General features: G+C 45.8%; 14 protein-coding genes. 2 read left to right on the forward strand and 12 right to left on the reverse strand.

Annotated features, from left to right (window positions below; all coding sequences use genetic code 11):
• Position 1: 1 nt before the first annotated feature.
• From BLW16_RS12975 to BLW16_RS13015, 9 genes are all read right to left on the reverse strand, one after another.
• Entirely contained in the window at positions 2–1,249 is a 1,248-nt protein-coding gene (locus BLW16_RS12975; protein WP_090557299.1) for a nucleoside permease, read from the reverse strand.
• 19 nt (positions 1,250–1,268) lie between these two features.
• The gene (locus tag BLW16_RS12980) at positions 1,269–1,964 is read right to left on the reverse strand and encodes a 3-keto-disaccharide hydrolase (protein WP_090557233.1); all 696 of its coding nucleotides are present in this window, start codon (positions 1,962–1,964) and stop codon (positions 1,269–1,271) included.
• Positions 1,965–1,976: 12 nt separating this feature from the next.
• The gene (locus BLW16_RS12985; protein ID WP_090557236.1) at positions 1,977–3,434 is read right to left on the reverse strand and encodes a Gfo/Idh/MocA family protein; all 1,458 of its coding nucleotides are present in this window, start codon (positions 3,432–3,434) and stop codon (positions 1,977–1,979) included.
• A 42-nt stretch (positions 3,435–3,476) separates the two neighbouring features.
• Positions 3,477–3,890 carry a c-type cytochrome gene (locus BLW16_RS12990; protein WP_090557238.1) on the reverse strand — a complete coding sequence of 138 codons (414 nt, stop codon included), beginning with the start codon at positions 3,888–3,890 and terminating at the stop codon, positions 3,477–3,479.
• Positions 3,891–3,911: 21 nt separating this feature from the next.
• The gene (locus tag BLW16_RS12995) at positions 3,912–4,967 is read right to left on the reverse strand and encodes a sugar phosphate isomerase/epimerase family protein (protein ID WP_090557239.1); all 1,056 of its coding nucleotides are present in this window, start codon (positions 4,965–4,967) and stop codon (positions 3,912–3,914) included.
• A gap of 4 nt (positions 4,968–4,971) precedes the next feature.
• The gene (locus BLW16_RS13000; RefSeq protein ID WP_090557241.1) at positions 4,972–6,132 is read right to left on the reverse strand and encodes a Gfo/Idh/MocA family protein; all 1,161 of its coding nucleotides are present in this window, start codon (positions 6,130–6,132) and stop codon (positions 4,972–4,974) included.
• The gene (locus BLW16_RS13005; protein ID WP_090557242.1) at positions 6,132–7,832 is read right to left on the reverse strand and encodes a GMC oxidoreductase; all 1,701 of its coding nucleotides are present in this window, start codon (positions 7,830–7,832) and stop codon (positions 6,132–6,134) included. Before BLW16_RS13005 ends, BLW16_RS13000 begins: the two co-directional genes overlap by 1 nt.
• Before the next feature lie 19 nt (positions 7,833–7,851).
• Positions 7,852–8,493 (reverse strand): gluconate 2-dehydrogenase subunit 3 family protein, encoded by a 642-nt coding sequence (locus BLW16_RS13010; protein ID WP_090557244.1) that lies wholly within the window; start codon positions 8,491–8,493, stop codon positions 7,852–7,854.
• 163 nt (positions 8,494–8,656) lie between these two features.
• Positions 8,657–9,571, reverse strand: a complete 915-nt coding sequence (locus BLW16_RS13015; RefSeq protein WP_090557246.1) for a sugar phosphate isomerase/epimerase family protein — start codon at positions 9,569–9,571, stop codon at positions 8,657–8,659.
• Positions 9,572–9,726: 155 nt separating this feature from the next.
• Here BLW16_RS13015 and BLW16_RS13020 point away from each other — a divergent pair, with 155 nt between their 5' ends.
• Positions 9,727–10,671: an NAD-dependent epimerase/dehydratase family protein gene (locus tag BLW16_RS13020; RefSeq protein ID WP_175470571.1), complete on the forward strand. Its 945-nt coding sequence runs from the start codon at positions 9,727–9,729 to the stop codon at positions 10,669–10,671.
• 26 nt (positions 10,672–10,697) lie between these two features.
• Positions 10,698–11,423: a YebC/PmpR family DNA-binding transcriptional regulator gene (locus BLW16_RS13025; protein WP_090557250.1), complete on the forward strand. Its 726-nt coding sequence runs from the start codon at positions 10,698–10,700 to the stop codon at positions 11,421–11,423.
• Between the two features lie 392 nt (positions 11,424–11,815).
• On the opposite strand, the gene bglX is transcribed toward BLW16_RS13025, so the two are convergent.
• The 3 genes from bglX to BLW16_RS13040 are packed head-to-tail and all read right to left on the reverse strand — an operon-like array spanning position 11,816 to position 17,255.
• Entirely contained in the window at positions 11,816–14,113 is a 2,298-nt protein-coding gene (gene bglX / locus BLW16_RS13030) for a beta-glucosidase BglX (protein WP_090557252.1), read from the reverse strand.
• Between the two features lie 32 nt (positions 14,114–14,145).
• Positions 14,146–15,888 carry a family 43 glycosylhydrolase gene (locus tag BLW16_RS13035; RefSeq protein ID WP_090557255.1) on the reverse strand — a complete coding sequence of 581 codons (1,743 nt, stop codon included), beginning with the start codon at positions 15,886–15,888 and terminating at the stop codon, positions 14,146–14,148.
• A 2-nt stretch (positions 15,889–15,890) separates the two neighbouring features.
• Complete coding sequence (locus BLW16_RS13040; protein WP_090557257.1) at positions 15,891–17,255, reverse strand: glucoamylase family protein; 1,365 nt, start codon at positions 17,253–17,255, stop codon at positions 15,891–15,893.
• Positions 17,256–17,301 lie beyond the last annotated feature (46 nt).

Below are 17,301 nucleotides of genomic sequence, written 5' to 3' on the forward strand. Positions count from 1 at the left end.
ATTAGGCGTTGTTTAATTGAGTGTCCGAAATTCCTTTGTTTTTATCATTAAAGAAGAGCGAAAAGATCAGGAATACAGCCAGCGCGATTCCCGCAGGAATGATCCACACCATTTTCCAGTCGATAGATCCGTCTGTCAATTTATAATTGTCAGTGATCATGCCTGCAACTTCAAATCCGATCAGCATTCCTACACCATAGGTGGCCAGCGTGATTAAACCCTGTGCGGCGCTTTTGTATTTGTCGCCCGCCCTAGAATTGGTATAGATCTGTCCTGATACGAAAAAGAAATCGTAACAAACGCCATGCAGTGCAATACCGATGATCAGCATGAAGCTCAGCTCACCTGCATTTCCGTAAGCGAATAAAGCATACCGAATGGCCCAGGCAATCATACCCACCAATATGGTGATTTTAAACCCGAAACGTTTAAAGAAAACCGGGATCATCAACAGGAAGAGCGCTTCAGATACCTGACCAATTGCCATTTTCCCTGTAGGCCCCGCTACACCGATGCTCGACAGGAAAGGGTGTGCATTCTGGTAATAAAAGGCCAGTGGGATACAGATCAGGATTGCAGAGATAAAGAATACAGCAAAGTTTCTGTCTTTCAGCAGGCTCAATGCGTCCAGTCCCAGGATATCAGAAAGCGTAACCTTTTCATCTTTCGATACTTTTGGCGGCGTTTTAGGCAGTGCAAAGCTGAACAGGCCCAGCAATGCCGAAGCGATTCCGGCCATCAGGAAGGTGTTTTTTAATAAGCCCGAGCTCAGTCCTTCGGCTGAATCCCATAAGAACAGGTAGCTGATGAACAGTCCGGCTACGATCCAGCCAATAGTTCCCCAAAATCTGATGTTTGAAAATTCTTTTTCCGCATCTTTCATCTGATTGAATGCAACAGAATTTACCAGTGCCAGGGTAGGCATGAAAAGGATCATATAACCCAGGACATAAGGATAGAAAGCATCCACATTTGTTGCGCTGTACATTTGATACATCAGGATAGCCCCGATAATATGCAGTACCCCCAATATCTTTTCAGCATTGAAGAACCTGTCGGCAATGAGGCCAATAATAAAAGGTGCAATGATTGCCCCCCATGACTGGGTGGAGAAAACTGCAGCCGTTTGGGAGCCTGTAGCAGATAGGTTTTTTTCTAAAAATGTACCCAGTGTAACAAACCATGATCCCCAGATAAAAAACTCCAGGAACATCATCAGTGATAACTTGATTCGGGTATTTACATTCATCATATTTGGTTTATATTGTTTAAAGTTCTTTGATCAGGATATTGCGGAACCATACTTCGTTTTCGTGATCCTGTAATGATATTTTTCCGGAAGTGAATGTTCCGAATCCTTCCCACGAGGCAAATTTGCTGCCTGCAATCAGCGCTTTCCAGTTGGCGTCAAACTGGGTGGTAGAAACGATCTTCACGCCGTTCAGTATAAACTCCAGTTTCCCTTTGTTACTGATAATTTCAGCCGTGTTCCATTCTCCAACGGGTTTTACCGGTTCTGAAGTGCTTTTTACCAGGTCGTACAGGTCGCCCGCCCGGTGTTTAATGATCTTTCCATCCGGGTGGCCGTCGTTATCGATCACCTGCATTTCAGGGCCGGTACTATAGGTCTGGTGGTATTTTGCGGGATCTTCTTTGATGTGGAACAAGATACCGCTGTTTGAATTCGGTGCTACCTTCCAGTCAATCTTCAGATGAAAATTTCCGTATTCCTTGTCGGTAACCAGGTCACCGGCATCTTCCTTTTTAGCTGCAGGGTCAAGGTGGAGCGTCCCATCCTCAACCTTCCAGCCCTGGCCGGCCAGGTTTCTTCCGTAAGTATGCCAGCCGGTAGTGGTTTTGCCATCAAATAACGGAACAAAACCTTTCTCTTTTTTTTGCGCGTTGCTGTTGCTGCTGATCATAGCTGTAAGGAGCAGTGCTGCTGATATCCTGTATAAGTTCATCTTTTTAAGTATTTATATGCCGAGCGTCCAGCCTTTGCGGTACTCTCTTTTTACATATTGGTTTACATCATCGAAATTGGTGACTTTCATGTTGTCATTATCCCATAACAGCTGGATATTCCTGCCCGGGTAGCTTACTTTTCCATCGGCAGATGTCCTTTGTACATCATTTCCGCGGATAGCAAGATTTGCCATCAGCAATGCTTCTGTCAACGGTCCGGCAATCTCAAAAGGAGAACTCACCTCTTTTTTGCCGTAGCCGGCGATGCAGGCTTCCACCCACTGCGCATAATGTCCGTTTGCCCCATTGGGAACACGTGCAAACTTTTCAGGAACTTTAATATCCTTGTTTCGGCTTAACGGAAGCAGACGCGGATTTGCACTATAGGTACTGCTCATCATTTTTCCTTTGGTTCCGATGAACAGGGTACCGTTACCGCCATCTCCGAAAACGTCATTTGCATCCAGCTCTTCAGGGCGTGTAGGCTGAATACCGCCATCCATCCAGTGCAGTGTTACCTCTCCCTGTGTTTTTGGTGTTTTCGGGAAGGTCAGTGTTACATGGCTTGAAGGAGGGCAGCTCTCAGGGAAATACCCACGTTTGAACTCATCCACATAAACAGAACCTACGCTGGCCTGTACATTTGTGGCATATTTCAGACCCAGTACGCTGAAAGGGGCTTCGATCAGGTGGCATCCCATATCGCCTAAAGCGCCGGTGCCGTAATCCCACCAGCCTCTCCAGTTGAAAGGAACCAGTTTATCCACATAATCTTTATAAGGAGCAGTGTTCAGCCAGAGGTCCCAGTCCAGGTTTGCAGGAATTTCGGCTTTATTGGCCGACCATGGAATTCCCTGCGGCCATACCGGCCTGTCCGTCCATGCATAGACGGTATGCACATCGCCGATCAGGCCTGCGTCATACCATTCTTTCATTTGTCGCGGCCCGTCATTTGATGCGCCCTGGTTACCCATCTGGGTAACTACTTTATATTTTTTTGCTGCTTCAGTTAATTTCCTGGCTTCGTAGATATCATGGGTAAGGGGTTTTTGCACATACACATGTTTCCCCAGCTGCATAGCAGCTACAGTAATCATGGCATGGCTATGATCCGGTGTAGAAATACTCACCGCATCAAAATTCTTATGTTCTTTATCGAGCATTTCCCTCCAGTCCTTATAGAACTTTGCTTTAGGGAAACTTTTGACCGTACCGGCGGCTCTTTTTGTATCTACGTCACAAAGAAATCCAATCTCCGCTTTGCCGCTCTTATAAAAAGCTGCAATGTCACCAGCGCCTTTTCCACCTACGCCTATACCCGCGACAATCAACCTGTCACTGGGGGCGGTAAATCCTTTTCCGCCCAGAACGTGGCGGGGTAAAATCATGAATGCGGCACTTGCAATCGCGGTATTTTTGATAAATGCGCGCCTGCTGGCGGCATTAGCTTCTTTATTGGTTTTTTCCATTGATAATATAATTGGTTAGATAGAAATATCTGGCCCGGGATCTTATTTTTTTAAGGAAAGGATCCAGGTTACCATTTGTTTTGCATCGTCTACACTCAGGTTAGGGTGGGGGGTCATTGGCAAGTCTCCCCAGGTACCTTTACTTCCTTTGATCACCACGTCTGCAAGATGGCTGATATTGGCTTCGTTAGAAGGGTACTTGGCTGCGATATCAACGTATGCAGGGCCAATTACTTTTTGTTCTTTATTGTGGCAGCCAAGGCAGTCTGCCTTAGCAATCAGCTTTTCGCCCGGAAGCGTTTCTGAAGCTGTTTGTGCACTGACAGTTGTGCTGCTGTCGGTCGTAGTCGTTGTAGTAGTGGTCGTTTCCTCCGTTTTTTCGGAAGAGCCGGACCCACCGCAAGAGGCGATAGTTAAACTCAGGCAGCCTAAGATTAGTAGTGTTGTGTGTTTCATTATCTATTGTATTTGTGCTAATTATTTTATACCTAATATTTGTCGGTTAAATGCCTCATCTGCGCCTGTTGCTGCAAAATCATCAAATGCCCTTGTGGTCACGGGGATGATGTGTTTTTTGATAAATTCAGCACCTTCCCTTGCGCCGGTTTCAGAATCCTTTATACAGCATTCCCATTCCATCACCGCCCATCCTTTAAAATCATATTGGGCAAGTTTACTAAATATAGTTTTAAAATCCACCTGTCCGTCGCCCGGAGAACGGTAACGGCCTGCACGGTTTGCCCAGCTCTGATAGCCGCCGAAGGTTCCCTGTCTTCCGGTAGGATTAAATTCTGCGTCTTTTACATGAAAGGCCCTGATGCGTTCATGGTAAAAATCTATATACTGAATATAATCCAGCTGCTGTAATACAAAATGTGATGGGTCATACAATAAACATGCCCTGGGATGGTTGTTCACCTTCTCCAGGAACATCTCATAGGTTATGCCGTCAAAAAGGTCCTCGCCCGGGTGGATCTCATAACAAACATCGACTCCGCATTCATCGAATTCATTCAGGATAGGCAGCCAGCGGCGTGCAAGTTCCTTAAATCCATCCTCCACCAAGCCTTCCGGGCGCTGTGGCCAGGGGTGGAACATATGCCATAAAAGTGATCCGCTAAAAGTGGCATGTGCATTTAAACCCAGGTTTTGTGAGGCCTTTGCTGCATATTTCAGCTGCTGTACGGCCCATTCTGTTCTCGCTGCAGGGTTCTTCCTGTAAGCTTCCGGTGCAAAACCGTCAAATGCCAGGTCAAACGCCGGGTTCACAGCCACCAGCTGACCCTGTATATGTGTAGAAAGCTCGGTGATTTCCAGGCCGTAGAACGCTACTTTTCCTTTGAGCTCATCAGCATACGTTTTACTTTCCGCAGCCTTCTGAAGGTCTATAAACCTATTGTCGAGCGTAGGCATTTGTATACCTTTGAAGCCAAGGTCTGCTGCCCATTTGCATATTCCGTCCAGAGAGTTGAAAGGTTCTTCATCGCCAATAAACTGTGCGAGAAAAACTGCTGGTCCTTTAAGTGTTGTCATCTTCTTATACTTTAAAATCGAGCCATTTCTGGTCTGACTGGCCTGATGCCACTACATTTTCTATAAACGCCATTCCTCTTACACCATCTTCCACACCCGGAAAATCCAGCATATCAGCTGTAGGTATTTCACCGGCAAGCAGCGCCTGCAGTGTTGAAGCAAAATTCCTGTAAATATTGGCAAAAGCTTCAAGGTAACCTTCAGGATGTCCGGCAGGGGTTCTTGCATTGTATTGCGCTGCCTGGGACAAATAACCCTGTCCGGTACGGTAGATCTGGCTTGGGGCATCCAGCCATTTCACTTTCAGCGTATTGGGTTCCTCCTGGTGCCATTCCAGTCCGCCTTTTTCACCATATATCTTGATTTTCAGTGCATTTTCTTCTCCTGCAGCAATCTGCGAGGCCACCAGTACACCATTGGCGCCGTTGTTAAATTTCAGCAAAACGTTTCCGTCATCATCTAATGGTCTTCCTTCTACCACAATATTCAGGTCTGCACAGATCTTCGCGATCTCCAGTCCCGAGATATATTCTGCCAGTTGGGCGGCATGTGTACCGATATCTCCCATACAGCCGCTGATCCCGCTTCTTGCAGGGTCAGTCCGCCATGACGACTGTTTATTTCCGTCGCGTTCAGAAGGCAGGCTCAGCCAGCCCTGCGGGTATTCAACAAGCACCTTGCGTATCTCTCCGAAAGCACCGTCTTTTACCATTTGCCTGGCTTGTTTCACCATCGGGTAACCGGAATACGTGTAAGTAAGGCAAAGGGTTAAACCCGTTTCCCTTACTTTTTCTTCCAGCTTTCTGGCCTCAGCCAGTGTAAGGCTGATAGGCTTGTCAATTACCACATGAAAACCATGCTCCAGTGCCAGCATGGCCGGGGCATAATGTGCAAAATTTGGGGTAACGATTGTTACAAAGTGCATCCTTGTATCAACTGGCAGGAGACTTTCTTTTTCGATCATCTCCTGATAGCTTCCATAATTTCTGTCTTCGGTTAAAAATAACAGTTTTCCGGATTCCTTCGCGGTTTCCGGATCAGAGCTCAGTGCTCCGCAAACCAATTCTATTTGTCCGTCTATATTTGCAGCAATGCGGTGGACAGCGCCAATGAAAGCATTTTTTCCACCGCCTATCATGCCCATTCTAATCTTTCCTTGAGCCATTAAATGTTTCCTTTTTTGAGTTCTGTAACTGCATAATCTGCCGCCCTGGCCGTTAAGGCCATAAAAGTAAGCGATGGATTCTGGCAGGCGATGGAAGGCATACATGATCCGTCCGTTACAAAAACATTTTTCACTTCATGCATCTGGTTCCATTTGTTCAGGACAGAAGTTTTAGGGTCATTGCCCATACGTGCTGTTCCCTGTTCGTGGATGGCCATACCTGGTGATGATCCGCTGTCAAAGGTCTTGATGTTTTTCATTCCTGCGGCTTCCAGCATTTCTGCGGCATCATTCATCATATCTAAACGCATTTTTTGCTCATTGCCTTTAAATTCGCAGTCGATAGCCAAAACAGGCATGCCCCATTTATCTTTTTTAGTTTTATCAATATAAACGCGGTTCTCATGGTAAGGCAGGGATTCTCCGAATCCGCCCAGTCCCATGGTCCACATGCCCGGTTGAGTCATCTGGTCCTTTACCTCACCGCCAAAGGCCAGCTCGGCAACATCTTTATGCCATCCTGTGCGGCTTGCACCGCCCTGATAACCAAATCCTCTCAGGTAATCGCGTTTATCACCGTTCATGTTCTGGTAACGTGGAATATAGATTCCGTTCGCCCGTCGTCCATAAGTATATTTATCCTCAAAGCCTTCCGCTTCACCGTTTGCACCGCAACGGAAATGGTGGTCCATCAGGTTATGGCCCAGTTCCCCGCTGGCGTTTCCTAAACCATTAGGATGTTCGGCCGAAGTAGAGTTTAACAGCAAAAATGTACTGCCAAGGGTTGATCCGTTCACGAAAACGATCTTCGCAAAGAATTCGATGTTTTCTTTTGTTTCTGAATCGATCACCATTACGCCTGTGGCCTTTTGGGTTTCCTTATCATAAATGATATGGTCTACCAGTGAGAAAGGACGCAAAGTCAGGTTTCCTGTTGCCACGGCTGCAGGCAGGGTAGATGACTGTGTGCTGAAATAGGCGCCGAAAGGACAGCCTCTGCTACACAGGTTACGGTACTGGCAGCTGCCTCTTCCGCCATGGGGAACGGTCAGGTTGGCTGTGCGGCCAATGGTCATGATCCGTGATTTTTTCCAGTGTTCCTCAATACGTGATTTTACTGATTTTTCTACACAGTTCATCTCCATAGGCGGCAGGAATTGCCCGTCAGGCAATGCAGGCCAGTTTTCTGCCTGTCCGCTGATCCCTGCGAAACGCTCTACGTAATCGTACCATTTCTCCAGGTCTTTATACCTGATCGGCCAGTCATTGCCATGGCCGTCTTTTTTGTTGTCTTCAAAGTTCAGGTCACTGAAACGGTAACTCTGTCTGCCCCACATCAGTGATTTACCACCTACGTGAAAGCCGCGGTACCAGTCGAAACGTTTTACCTCAGTATACGGGCATTCCAGGTCGTTCACCCAAAAGCTTTCATTAAATTCCTGGTAAGGATAATCCCTGATTTGTACAGGGTGTGTTTTTTTCTGTTCTTCAGTCAGCAGGCCACGGTGTTCAAATTCCCATGGTTTTTTCATTGCGGTGGTGTAGTCTTTAATATGCTCAACGTTCCTGCCTCTTTCCAGCATTAAAACTTTAAGCCCTTTTTCAGTAAGTTCCTTTGCAGCCCATCCGCCGCTGATTCCGGATCCTACTACAATGGCATCATATGTATTTTGTGCAGTTGCTTTGGTATTTAAGTTCATTGTTGTGTTTCTAATAGATTTATGAATAAACTCTCTGACCAGGTTTCAGGTCCACACAGCCATCATAACGGCCGGGGATCTGTACATACTCAAGAGCCTGCGTGGCGCCGATCTCTGAAGTGAAATAACCCAGCATGGTTAAGTCGCGCGCTATTGCAAAGAAATAAGGAGTGTTTTTGGCGTACCTGTTTGGTGCAGCCAATGGTTTCTCCAGTTTGAGATCAGGTTTACCTGAGGCCGCAGTTTTTGCAGCTTCAGCTTTCTGTGATGCCACAGTTTCGTCGCGTAATTTTCCAAGGAGTTGCTCACGCTCCTTTGCAGAAATTTTAAGAAACGAACTGCCGTATTCTTTTTTCGACCGGTCTTCAAGGTCTTCGAGACCTTTCACGAATGCTTTTTGCGCATCCTCAGGGTAACATTCCTTAACCATTTGTGCTATAAATGGCCCTACGCCTGCAGCTTTTGCCCCCGGGGTTTTTGTTGTAGGAATGATCACATCTGCTACTTCTGTGATGATCAGGTTCTGGTCTTCAGAAAACAGATTTGACCCTTTATTAGCTGACGGTGAGGTACAGCCATCGAGAAATACACCAATTGTGGTTGCAGAAAGTGCACCTCCCATTAAAAAAGCAAAATTTTTCACTGCCTCTCTTCTATCCATAATGATTTAAATTTGGTTTGATATGTTGTCTTATTTGTGCTATGGTAAATCTAAAATAAGTAAAACAGTTGACAAAGTGTAATATTAACACACTTATATACTGCTATTGTTACTTTACTCAAAGCTGAAATAATTTATATCCTGATATTTATTTAATTGATACTTATCGAAGCAAGTCTTTTTTGATATAATTAATACTTTTTGTGATACTTTGATAGGGGTCGATCTTTATGATATCCTGCTCCACAAACAGGTATTCCAGTCCTGAAAGTTTTGCATTCCGGAAAATACTTTTGAAATCGATACTGCCTGTTCCCACTTCGGTAAAAACACTCTTATCTGCTTTATCCATATCCTTTACATGCCACATCTTAAAACGGCCCGGGTGTAGTTTGAACATTTCCAGTGGATTGAGTCCGGCGTTAACGGCCCAGAAAAGATCCAGCTCAAAACTTACCAGTGAAGGGTCCGTTTCTTTCAGAAGGACATCATACCCGGTAATTCCCTTTCCCAGGTCACTAAATTCAAAGTTGTGGTTATGGTAAGCCAGTTTCAGGCTGTGCTTTTTGCAGAGTTCCGCGGCATGATTAAATTTCGCGGCCATTTCTTTATAGTTATCCATCTTTCCGGCCTTCCTGACCTCACCGGGAATGGACGGAATTACAAAATATTTCTGGCCGACTGTTGCTGCGGTTTCAATATGACTTTTTAAAACCTCATCAGTCCCGCCCTTGCTCAGAAATTCGCTGACATTATAATGTCCGCTTGGCGAAGTCAGATGATGTGCTGAAAGCAGCGACTTAAACGCTTTAGCATCCAATCCCCAGAAGCCCTTTGCCGCGTTCGGCCCGTTATAACCATAAAATGTTTCTACCTGGCCATAGCCAATTCTGGCCAGCTCGGCAATGGTGCCCTTCACATCCTTTGCAAGTTGTTCCCTCAAAGTATACAACTGGATCCCCACTTTATTGGGTAAGGAAGGTACTGCAGCCAGTGCGGAAGATAAAACTGCAGGACTTAACAATGCTGCAGCAGTAGCTATTCCTGCCTGGTGTAAAAAAGTTCTTCTGTTGCTCATATTATCAGTTTTTTAGTAGTTCATTTTCAAATAACCAGGCCATGGCAGACCGGAAATTTGGGAGCATAAGGTGTTAATATATGAAGATAAATATAATTAATAACATTTTTATTAAGGTTTGTTTCGTTTTTCTACCTTTGCCAAAATCTATATTAATGAACGAAAAAATAGTAGTATTAGGTTCTAATGGTCAGATCGGTACCGAACTGGTAACCGCTTTGCGCAACACTTACGGAGAAAATAATGTGATCGCATGCGATATCCGTCGTCCTGATTATGATATCAAGAATTCAGGCCCCTTTGAATTTGTAAATGTGCTGGAAAAGGAAACTTTGAACGCGATTTTCACAAAATACAAGCCTTCCCAGGTTTACCTGCTTGCGGCTTTGCTGTCGGCAACCGGTGAGCAAAACCCAAAGCTTGCCTGGGACCTGAATATGAACGGATTGCTGAATATCCTTGACCTGGCTATCGTTTACAAAACAGCGAAGGTGTACTGGCCAAGCTCTATCGCGGTCTTTGGGCCAAATTCCCCAAAAGATCAAACAGAACAATTTTGTATAATGGACCCCAATACTGTTTATGGAATCAGTAAATTAGCGGGTGAAAGGTGGTGTGAATATTACCATCAGAAATATGGCCTGGATGTAAGGAGTATACGTTACCCGGGATTGATCAGCTGGAAGGCCGCCCCTGGAGGAGGTACAACGGATTATGCGATTCACATCTTTCATGATGCACTGAAGAAAGGCAGTTACGCTTCTTTTCTTTCCGCTGAAACGGAATTGCCGATGATGTATATGGATGATGCAATCCGCGGAACTATTGAATTGATGGATGCCCCGGCAGCACAGATCAGCATCCGCTCCAGCTATAACTTTGCAGGCGTAAGTTTTACCCCGGAAGTGCTTGCAGCGGAAATCCGGGACCATATTCCGGATTTTAAACTAACTTACACAGCTAATGACCCGCGTCAGCAGATCGCTACCAGCTGGCCACGCTCCATTGATGATCAGTTTGCCACGCGCGACTGGGGATGGAAGCCGGAGTTTGACCTGGCGAAGATGACGGCAGATATGTTTAGTAATTTAAAAAGTTAATGGGTTAACCCCTCAATATTTATACAATGGGAAGAGCATTTGAGTTCAGAAAAGAAAGAAAATTTAAACGTTGGGCAAAAATGGCCGTACAATTTACCCGTATAGGGAAGGAAATTGTGATGGCCGTAAAAGATGCCGGCCCAAATCCTGATACCAACTCGCGCTTACGTACCGCAATTCAAAACTCGAAGGCAGTAAATATGCCTAAGCATACTGTTGATGCGGCTATCAAACGGGCGTCCAACAAGGATGAGAACGGTTATGAAGAACATGTATACGAAGGATATGCACAGCATGGCGTAGCTATCCTGATCGAGACGGCGACAGATAACACCAACAGGACTGTCGCAAACGTGCGCAGTTACTTTAGTAAAACCGGTGGCTCCTTAGGTAAAACCGGCTCCCTGGATTTTATCTTCAACCGTAAATCTATCTTCAGGTTCCTTCCCGCTGAAAAAGATATGGAAGAACTGGAATTTGAACTGATCGATGCCGGACTGGAAGAGCTTTATCTTGAAGCTGACGAGGAAGGTAAAGATATCGCTGTTGTTCAGACGGCTTTTGAAGATTTTGGTAAAATGCAGAAAGCACTGGAAGATATGGGCTTTGAAATGAAAAGTGCCAAGCTGGAACGTATTGCCCTGTCTACAACAGAGATCACTGAAGAACAGGCAGTAGATGTGTTGAAATTAATCGATAAACTGGAAGAGGATGATGATGTGCAGGCGGTGTATCATAACATGGCAGAGTAGATTTTCCGGTGGATTTGTCAACTAAATTTTTCATATATAACATTCAGGCTGCATTAATTTGCTGCGCAAAAGAACGCTGAGGCCTGAATGTTATATATGAAAAAATTTAAACAGATCACCCCAGCCGGCTTGTGGAAGGGGGAATCCAAACAGGACGCATAACCCAATGCAAAATCTATTGCATGAGCTATGTACAGAATCTTTTTACGAAACCCGGACGCAAAATCTGGGATTGCGTAATCCCAATACAAAATCTGTTTAATAAAAGGGATGTGATATTCCGGCCTTGTCGTTCTTTCGCGAAGCGAATTAATGCAGCCGGAATATTACATCCCTTTTGTTCTCAGTTAGAAGACCCCTTAGAATCTTTTGCTTTTAAAAACAAACCTTATTTATTTCAACAGGCTGAATTTAACAGTAGAAACATCACGTGAGTTACCGCCAATGAACAGGTTAAAATCACCCGGTTCGGCGGCAAATTTCAGCGCTGAGTTGTAGAACTTCAGCATATTCTCATCAATTGTGAACGTAACGTGTTTAGTTTCTCCTTTTTTCAGAGAGATCTTCTGGAATCCCTTCAGTTCTTTTACCGGTCTTGTAATAGAACCATAGATATCCTGAATATACAATTGTACTACTTCCTGGCCGTCAAAATTGCCGGTATTCTGTATGTCTACTGAAGCCTGGATGGTCTGTCCGCTTTTCAGGTTAACCTTATTCAGCTGAACAGGGGAGTACTGGAAGGTGGTATAACTTAATCCGTAACCGAAAGGGTATAAAGGATCGTTTGAACTGTCTATATACCGTGATTTGTATTTTTCGTTAGATACGCCATCGTACGGACGGCCTGTGTTTTTATGGTTATAGTAGATCGGGATCTGGCCAACACTTCTTGGAAAGGTAGTGGTCAGTTTACCTGATGGATTGTAATTTCCTACCAGGATATCTGCAATTGCATTACCTGCTTCCGTTCCACCAAACCAGGTTTCGAGGATCGCAGGAACATTTGAATCTTCCCATTCCAGTGTAAGCGGGCGGCTGTTCATCAATACCAGAACGATCGGTTTACCTGTAGCGGTAAGGGCTTTTAATAAAGCCTTTTGATTGGGTAACAGGTCAAGGTTTGTACGACTTGTTGCCTCGCCACCCATGAGTGCACTTTCTCCAAGAACTACAACTGCTATTTCTGCTTTATTGGCAGCAGAAACTGCGTCACTGATTAATTTGTCCGCTGATTTTTCATCTGCAACAATATCAGCGCCATTGGCATTGATCTGTTTGAGGATGGCGGGGTCATCCACCAGGTTGGCACCTTTAGCATAAATGATATCCAGGTCCGGTGCTGCCTTTTTCAGGCCTTCCATCACACCGATCGCCTTTTTCCAGTCGCCCGCTGCACTCCAGTTACCGATCATATTGCGTTTGTCATCTGCCAGCGGGCCTATCAGCGCAATTTTCGCATTCTTTTTCAGTGGGAGCAGCTGGTTATCATTTTTCAGCAGTACCATTGAAGCTTCGGCTATATTTTTTGCGTCAAACCTGTTCTGTTGTGACAGTATCTCTGTTTTTGCACGTTCTTCATTTACATATTTGTAGGGATCAGCAAATAATCCGAGTTTGTATTTTGCTTCCAGCATTCTGCGGCAGGCGAGGTCAATCGTTGATATGGTGATCGCCTTTTCCTGCAGTGACTGTTTCAGCGTGGTCAGGAAACCTTCACCCACCATATCCATATCAGTTCCTGCTGTCAGTGCTTTTGCACTTACCGTTTTCAGATCTCCGAGTCCGTGAGGAACCAGTTCATTGATACCGGTGTAATCACTTACTACAAAACCATTGAAACCCCACTGCTTGCGTAAAAGATCGGTCAGCAGCCACCTGTTGGCCGTAGCCGGAGTGCCGTTAATATCATTAAAGGATGCCATTACAGATGCTGCACCCGCGTCAACTGCCGCTTTATATGGGGGCAGGTATTCGTTGTACATTTTAATCAGGCTCATGTCTGTAGTATTGTAATCTCTTCCTGCTTCGGCTGCGCCGTACAGTGCAAAGTGTTTGATACAAGCCAGGATCGCATCCTTATTGGAAAGGCTATTGGTTTGATACCCCTTTACCATGGCCACGCCGATCAGTCCGCCCAGGTAAGGGTCTTCGCCGGAGCCTTCGGAGATTCTTCCCCATCTCGCGTCCCTTGCAATGTCAACCATAGGCGAGAACGTCCAGTTTAACCCATCGGCACTTGCCTCTCTTGCGGCAATACGCGCACTTTTCTCAATGAGATCTAAATCCCAGCTGGTACTTAAACCTAAGGGGATAGGGAAGATCGTTTTATGTCCGTGGATTACATCATAACCAAATAACAGGGGGATCTTTAAGCGTGATTTCGTCATCACGAGTTTCTGCAGTTTCTCCACAGCCTGAGGGGTGAAGGTGTTGAAAACACCTCCAACCAGTCCTTTTTCGATCTTTTCGTCAACACCCTCGCTTAAAACCGGGCCGGTAACGTCAAATCCTACTGCAGGTAAGTTGAGTTGTCCGATCTTTTCGTCCGGTGTCATTTGAGACATCAGGTTAGTGATGAAGGTATTCATCATCTGATCGGCTGCTGACACGGCCTTTTTTTGTTGCGCTGAGACTGTGTTCGCAAGAAAAATGGCTGCCAGGAAAAATAGTAGATTAGGTCTTTTCATATGTATGTGTATTAAAATCTTGTTTGCATTGCTCAATTGGCTTTGATGACCGCTGAACGTTGTGATATTCCATTTTCGTTGATCGTCTCTATACAAAAGTAATAAGGTTTTTCTTTGTCCATGCCTTTGTACCAGTATTCGTTCGATTGGTATACCATGATGCTGTTGTATAATTTGTCAGGTTCCGTTCCGAGGTAGATATTATAGGCATAAGCCTCATTTACCGGATTCCATTTGATCCAGGCGTTTCTTTTATCCCCCTTTCTAAGGATGGTCAGGTCTTTGACTGCGGCGGGTCTTTCGCCCATCCCGCGACCAAATACGCGCAATCCGCTGATGGCAAATTTACCGGTGGGCATATGGATGTTCTCCAGTTTGATGAACCTGGCCTGAACAGGTTTTTTCAGTTCGATATAATCATGGGGGACATCCTTTTTATTCATGCTTTTGTCGGCCAGCATCTTCCAGCTCTTCCCCTCTGCTGAATACCATAGTTTGTACTGATGGTAAATACCTGCCTGTTTACCCAGGAAATCCGCATCCTGATCGGCATAATTGATCTGCACTGCATTGATTGTTGACACCTCACCGAGGTCGGTCTGTATCCATTCGCCTCTGGCATCACTTGCCGCGCTCCAGTACGTCTTGATATTTTCGTCAACAGCATTGTTGGCTGCGAAGGCGCCAAGAGTAGAAGAAACTGTCACTGGCTTATTGTAATTCAGCAGCATCCAGCCGGTGAAGCCGGATTTTAAGTGATCGGCTTCGCCGGAAGGCAGATAATGCGGATAATCACCAAAGGCGGCATCCATATACATGACGTTATCCTGGTCGAAACCTGCCGGCCATATGCCTAGCCTGCGTTCAAAGTTGTTCTTTACGGCAATCACCATAGTAGATACATGCCAGTAGTTCTTCCAGTTGTCCTGGAAGGTAGCGCCATGGCCTGCGCCGCGGGCAAAACCTCCCGGTTTATAGGAGAGCGGGAGCGACTGGTGTTCAAATGGTCCGAGCGGACTGTCTGAAACCGCCACGCCGTCTGCATATCCGCTGAATTCAGTAGCTGGGGCACCGTATTGTAAATAATATTTTCCATGGTGTTTGCTCATCCATGCGCCTTCGATAAAAGGCTTCAGGAATGTATTGTCAAGCTGTTCACCAAAACGCTGCCAGCCGTAGCGTTCATCGTTAAGCAGCAGTAATTCTTTGCGGGTGCCTAGCGGCTGAAAAGTCTTTCTGTTCAGCTCAATGCCATAGAGGGGGTAATCGTTGCTGCTTCCGTTGTACATGTAGAGCCTGCCATCTTCATCGATAAAATGTGAAGGGTCCCAGCCACCGATCTCGAATTCATGTACTGCCTCTTTCCAATCGTCATGTTTAGGGTTGGTACTCATCCAGATCGGGAAATTCTTTGCATACGTGGAGCCGAATACCAGCATGGTATCTCCCTGCACCCATACTGACGGGGCACAGAGGTCGTCATAAACCTTGTGCTCCGGACGCAAAAAGGAACGGGCCACGAAATTCCAGTTGTACAGGTCATTGCTCCACCAATAGCCCTTTTGGTTGGTAGAGAAAAGGAAATAATCCCCCTTATAGGTCACTATCACCGGGTCTGCCGTTGCCCTGTGCCTGCCCTGTTCTGAAAAATTGGGAATAGGCGTGTAGCCATAATCCAGGTTCAGGGGGTTACAATACGTGAGCTGTTTCGTTTGGCCAAATGCTGCCGTGCCGCAAAGCAGCAGTAGCAGGATGATATGTTTGATAACAAACATTTTTAGTTTTTAATTGCAGTGCTTTCTATACCCAGTTTATCCAGTCCTTTTTTTACATCGGGACTGCTCATGAATAATTTCCATAACAATCCGCTGCGGTAGTTTTCGATCATGCAGATGATAGGTCCCTGGTCTATGGCCAGGTGTGATTTGGCGTACCAGTTATGTTCCTCGCTGAATCCGTCCACAAAACCATATTCAGTCCAGATTTTATCACCCAGGTCAAAATAAAAATGTTTCAGTGCCTTCATAGAATATTCAGGAGTATAGGGGAATGCAGACAGGGCAGCAGTGGGGCTGATCACCCCCAGGTCTTCTGTTGGAGAATGTGCAGCATATCCCTGCCAGCTGTCGCTCGCCGTCAGGCCCCAGCTGTTCTCGCCATAACCTTTGTAGTGTTTTGGGTTTTCCACACAATAGGCATGGTTGATCAGGGTATGGTTTTTATTCTGCTCAAAATAATCCGCATAGCGGTCTTTCAGCCCTCTGGGGTCTAAACCTAAAAAGGAGTAATGCGAGAAGAACAATGGCCCTCCGAAATCGAAGCCCAGGGGTAACGTAATTCCAAGGAATTTTTTACCGTTGAAGAACGTATTGCTGTTTGCCCATCCATCTTCATACACCCTTTTGTCAATTGCAAATTTCGGGGAAGAAGCGGCAAGTACATAAGTAATGAAACATTCGTTCCAACCCTTCAGCTGATGGTTCATGCTCCAGTCGTTGTTTGGACTCCAGTGCCAGTACAATACGTTTTGCTGTTGCGTAAACCAGTTCCATTCAATGCCTTCCCACATCCAGAGGATCTTGTTGCGGATATCGCTTTCCACTGCATTGTCTGCTGTATAGTACTGGCGTGCGGTTAGCAGCCCCTGGAACAGGAAGGAAGTTTCTACCAGGTCGGCCCCGTCATCTTTGGGGCTAAAGCGGATCACTCTTCCGGTTTCGCCATTCATCCAATGGGGGAAAGCCCCATGGAACATATCTGCTTTCCAGAGAAAGTCTACGATCTTTTTCGTGCGTGCTGCAGCCTGTTCACGGGTAATGAACTTACGCTCTGCAGCCACAATGGTAGCCATTACCCCGAAACCGGTACCACCTGTAGTAACCACTTCATCACCGTAGTCAAAAGACTTGTTACTGCGTTCACGGGCCATTCCGCTTACAGGATGGCCGAAATCCCAGAAATAGCGGAAGGTTTGTTTCTGCACCAGGTCCAGCAGCTGCTCATCTGTAAGGTTTTTGCGGATCTTTAACTGCGGAACAATATGATCGGTATTTTTAGCCTGCGCATGTGCAGGCTGCTGATTTGTGCAGGAGATGTACACCAGTGTGCACAGGAACAGGAAATAATATCTAGATTTCAGCATGTAATAAGGGTTTAAAAAAAGGCTGCCGGTGCACCGGCAACCTCGA

It is taken from the genome of Pedobacter hartonius (assembly GCF_900107535.1).
Lineage (GTDB): Bacteria > Bacteroidota > Bacteroidia > Sphingobacteriales > Sphingobacteriaceae > Pedobacter > Pedobacter hartonius.

Bases quoted from the DNA above. Each gene is read 5' to 3' on its own strand.
- BLW16_RS12975 (WP_090557299.1), bottom strand. From the start codon at position 1,249: ATGAATGTAAATACCCGAATCAAGTTATCACTGATGATGTTCCTGGAG.
- BLW16_RS12980 (WP_090557233.1), bottom strand. From the start codon at position 1,964: ATGAACTTATACAGGATATCAGCAGCACTGCTCCTTACAGCTATGATC.
- BLW16_RS12985 (WP_090557236.1), bottom strand. From the start codon at position 3,434: ATGGAAAAAACCAATAAAGAAGCTAATGCCGCCAGCAGGCGCGCATTT.
- BLW16_RS12990 (WP_090557238.1), bottom strand. From the start codon at position 3,890: ATGAAACACACAACACTACTAATCTTAGGCTGCCTGAGTTTAACTATC.
- BLW16_RS12995 (WP_090557239.1), bottom strand. From the start codon at position 4,967: ATGACAACACTTAAAGGACCAGCAGTTTTTCTCGCACAGTTTATTGGC.
- BLW16_RS13000 (WP_090557241.1), bottom strand. From the start codon at position 6,132: ATGGCTCAAGGAAAGATTAGAATGGGCATGATAGGCGGTGGAAAAAAT.
- BLW16_RS13005 (WP_090557242.1), bottom strand. From the start codon at position 7,832: ATGAACTTAAATACCAAAGCAACTGCACAAAATACATATGATGCCATT.
- BLW16_RS13010 (WP_090557244.1), bottom strand. From the start codon at position 8,493: ATGGATAGAAGAGAGGCAGTGAAAAATTTTGCTTTTTTAATGGGAGGT.
- BLW16_RS13015 (WP_090557246.1), bottom strand. From the start codon at position 9,571: ATGAGCAACAGAAGAACTTTTTTACACCAGGCAGGAATAGCTACTGCT.
- BLW16_RS13020 (WP_175470571.1), top strand. From the start codon at position 9,727: ATGAACGAAAAAATAGTAGTATTAGGTTCTAATGGTCAGATCGGTACC.
- BLW16_RS13025 (WP_090557250.1), top strand. From the start codon at position 10,698: ATGGGAAGAGCATTTGAGTTCAGAAAAGAAAGAAAATTTAAACGTTGG.
- bglX (WP_090557252.1), bottom strand. From the start codon at position 14,113: ATGAAAAGACCTAATCTACTATTTTTCCTGGCAGCCATTTTTCTTGCG.
- BLW16_RS13035 (WP_090557255.1), bottom strand. From the start codon at position 15,888: ATGTTTGTTATCAAACATATCATCCTGCTACTGCTGCTTTGCGGCACG.
- BLW16_RS13040 (WP_090557257.1), bottom strand. From the start codon at position 17,255: ATGCTGAAATCTAGATATTATTTCCTGTTCCTGTGCACACTGGTGTAC.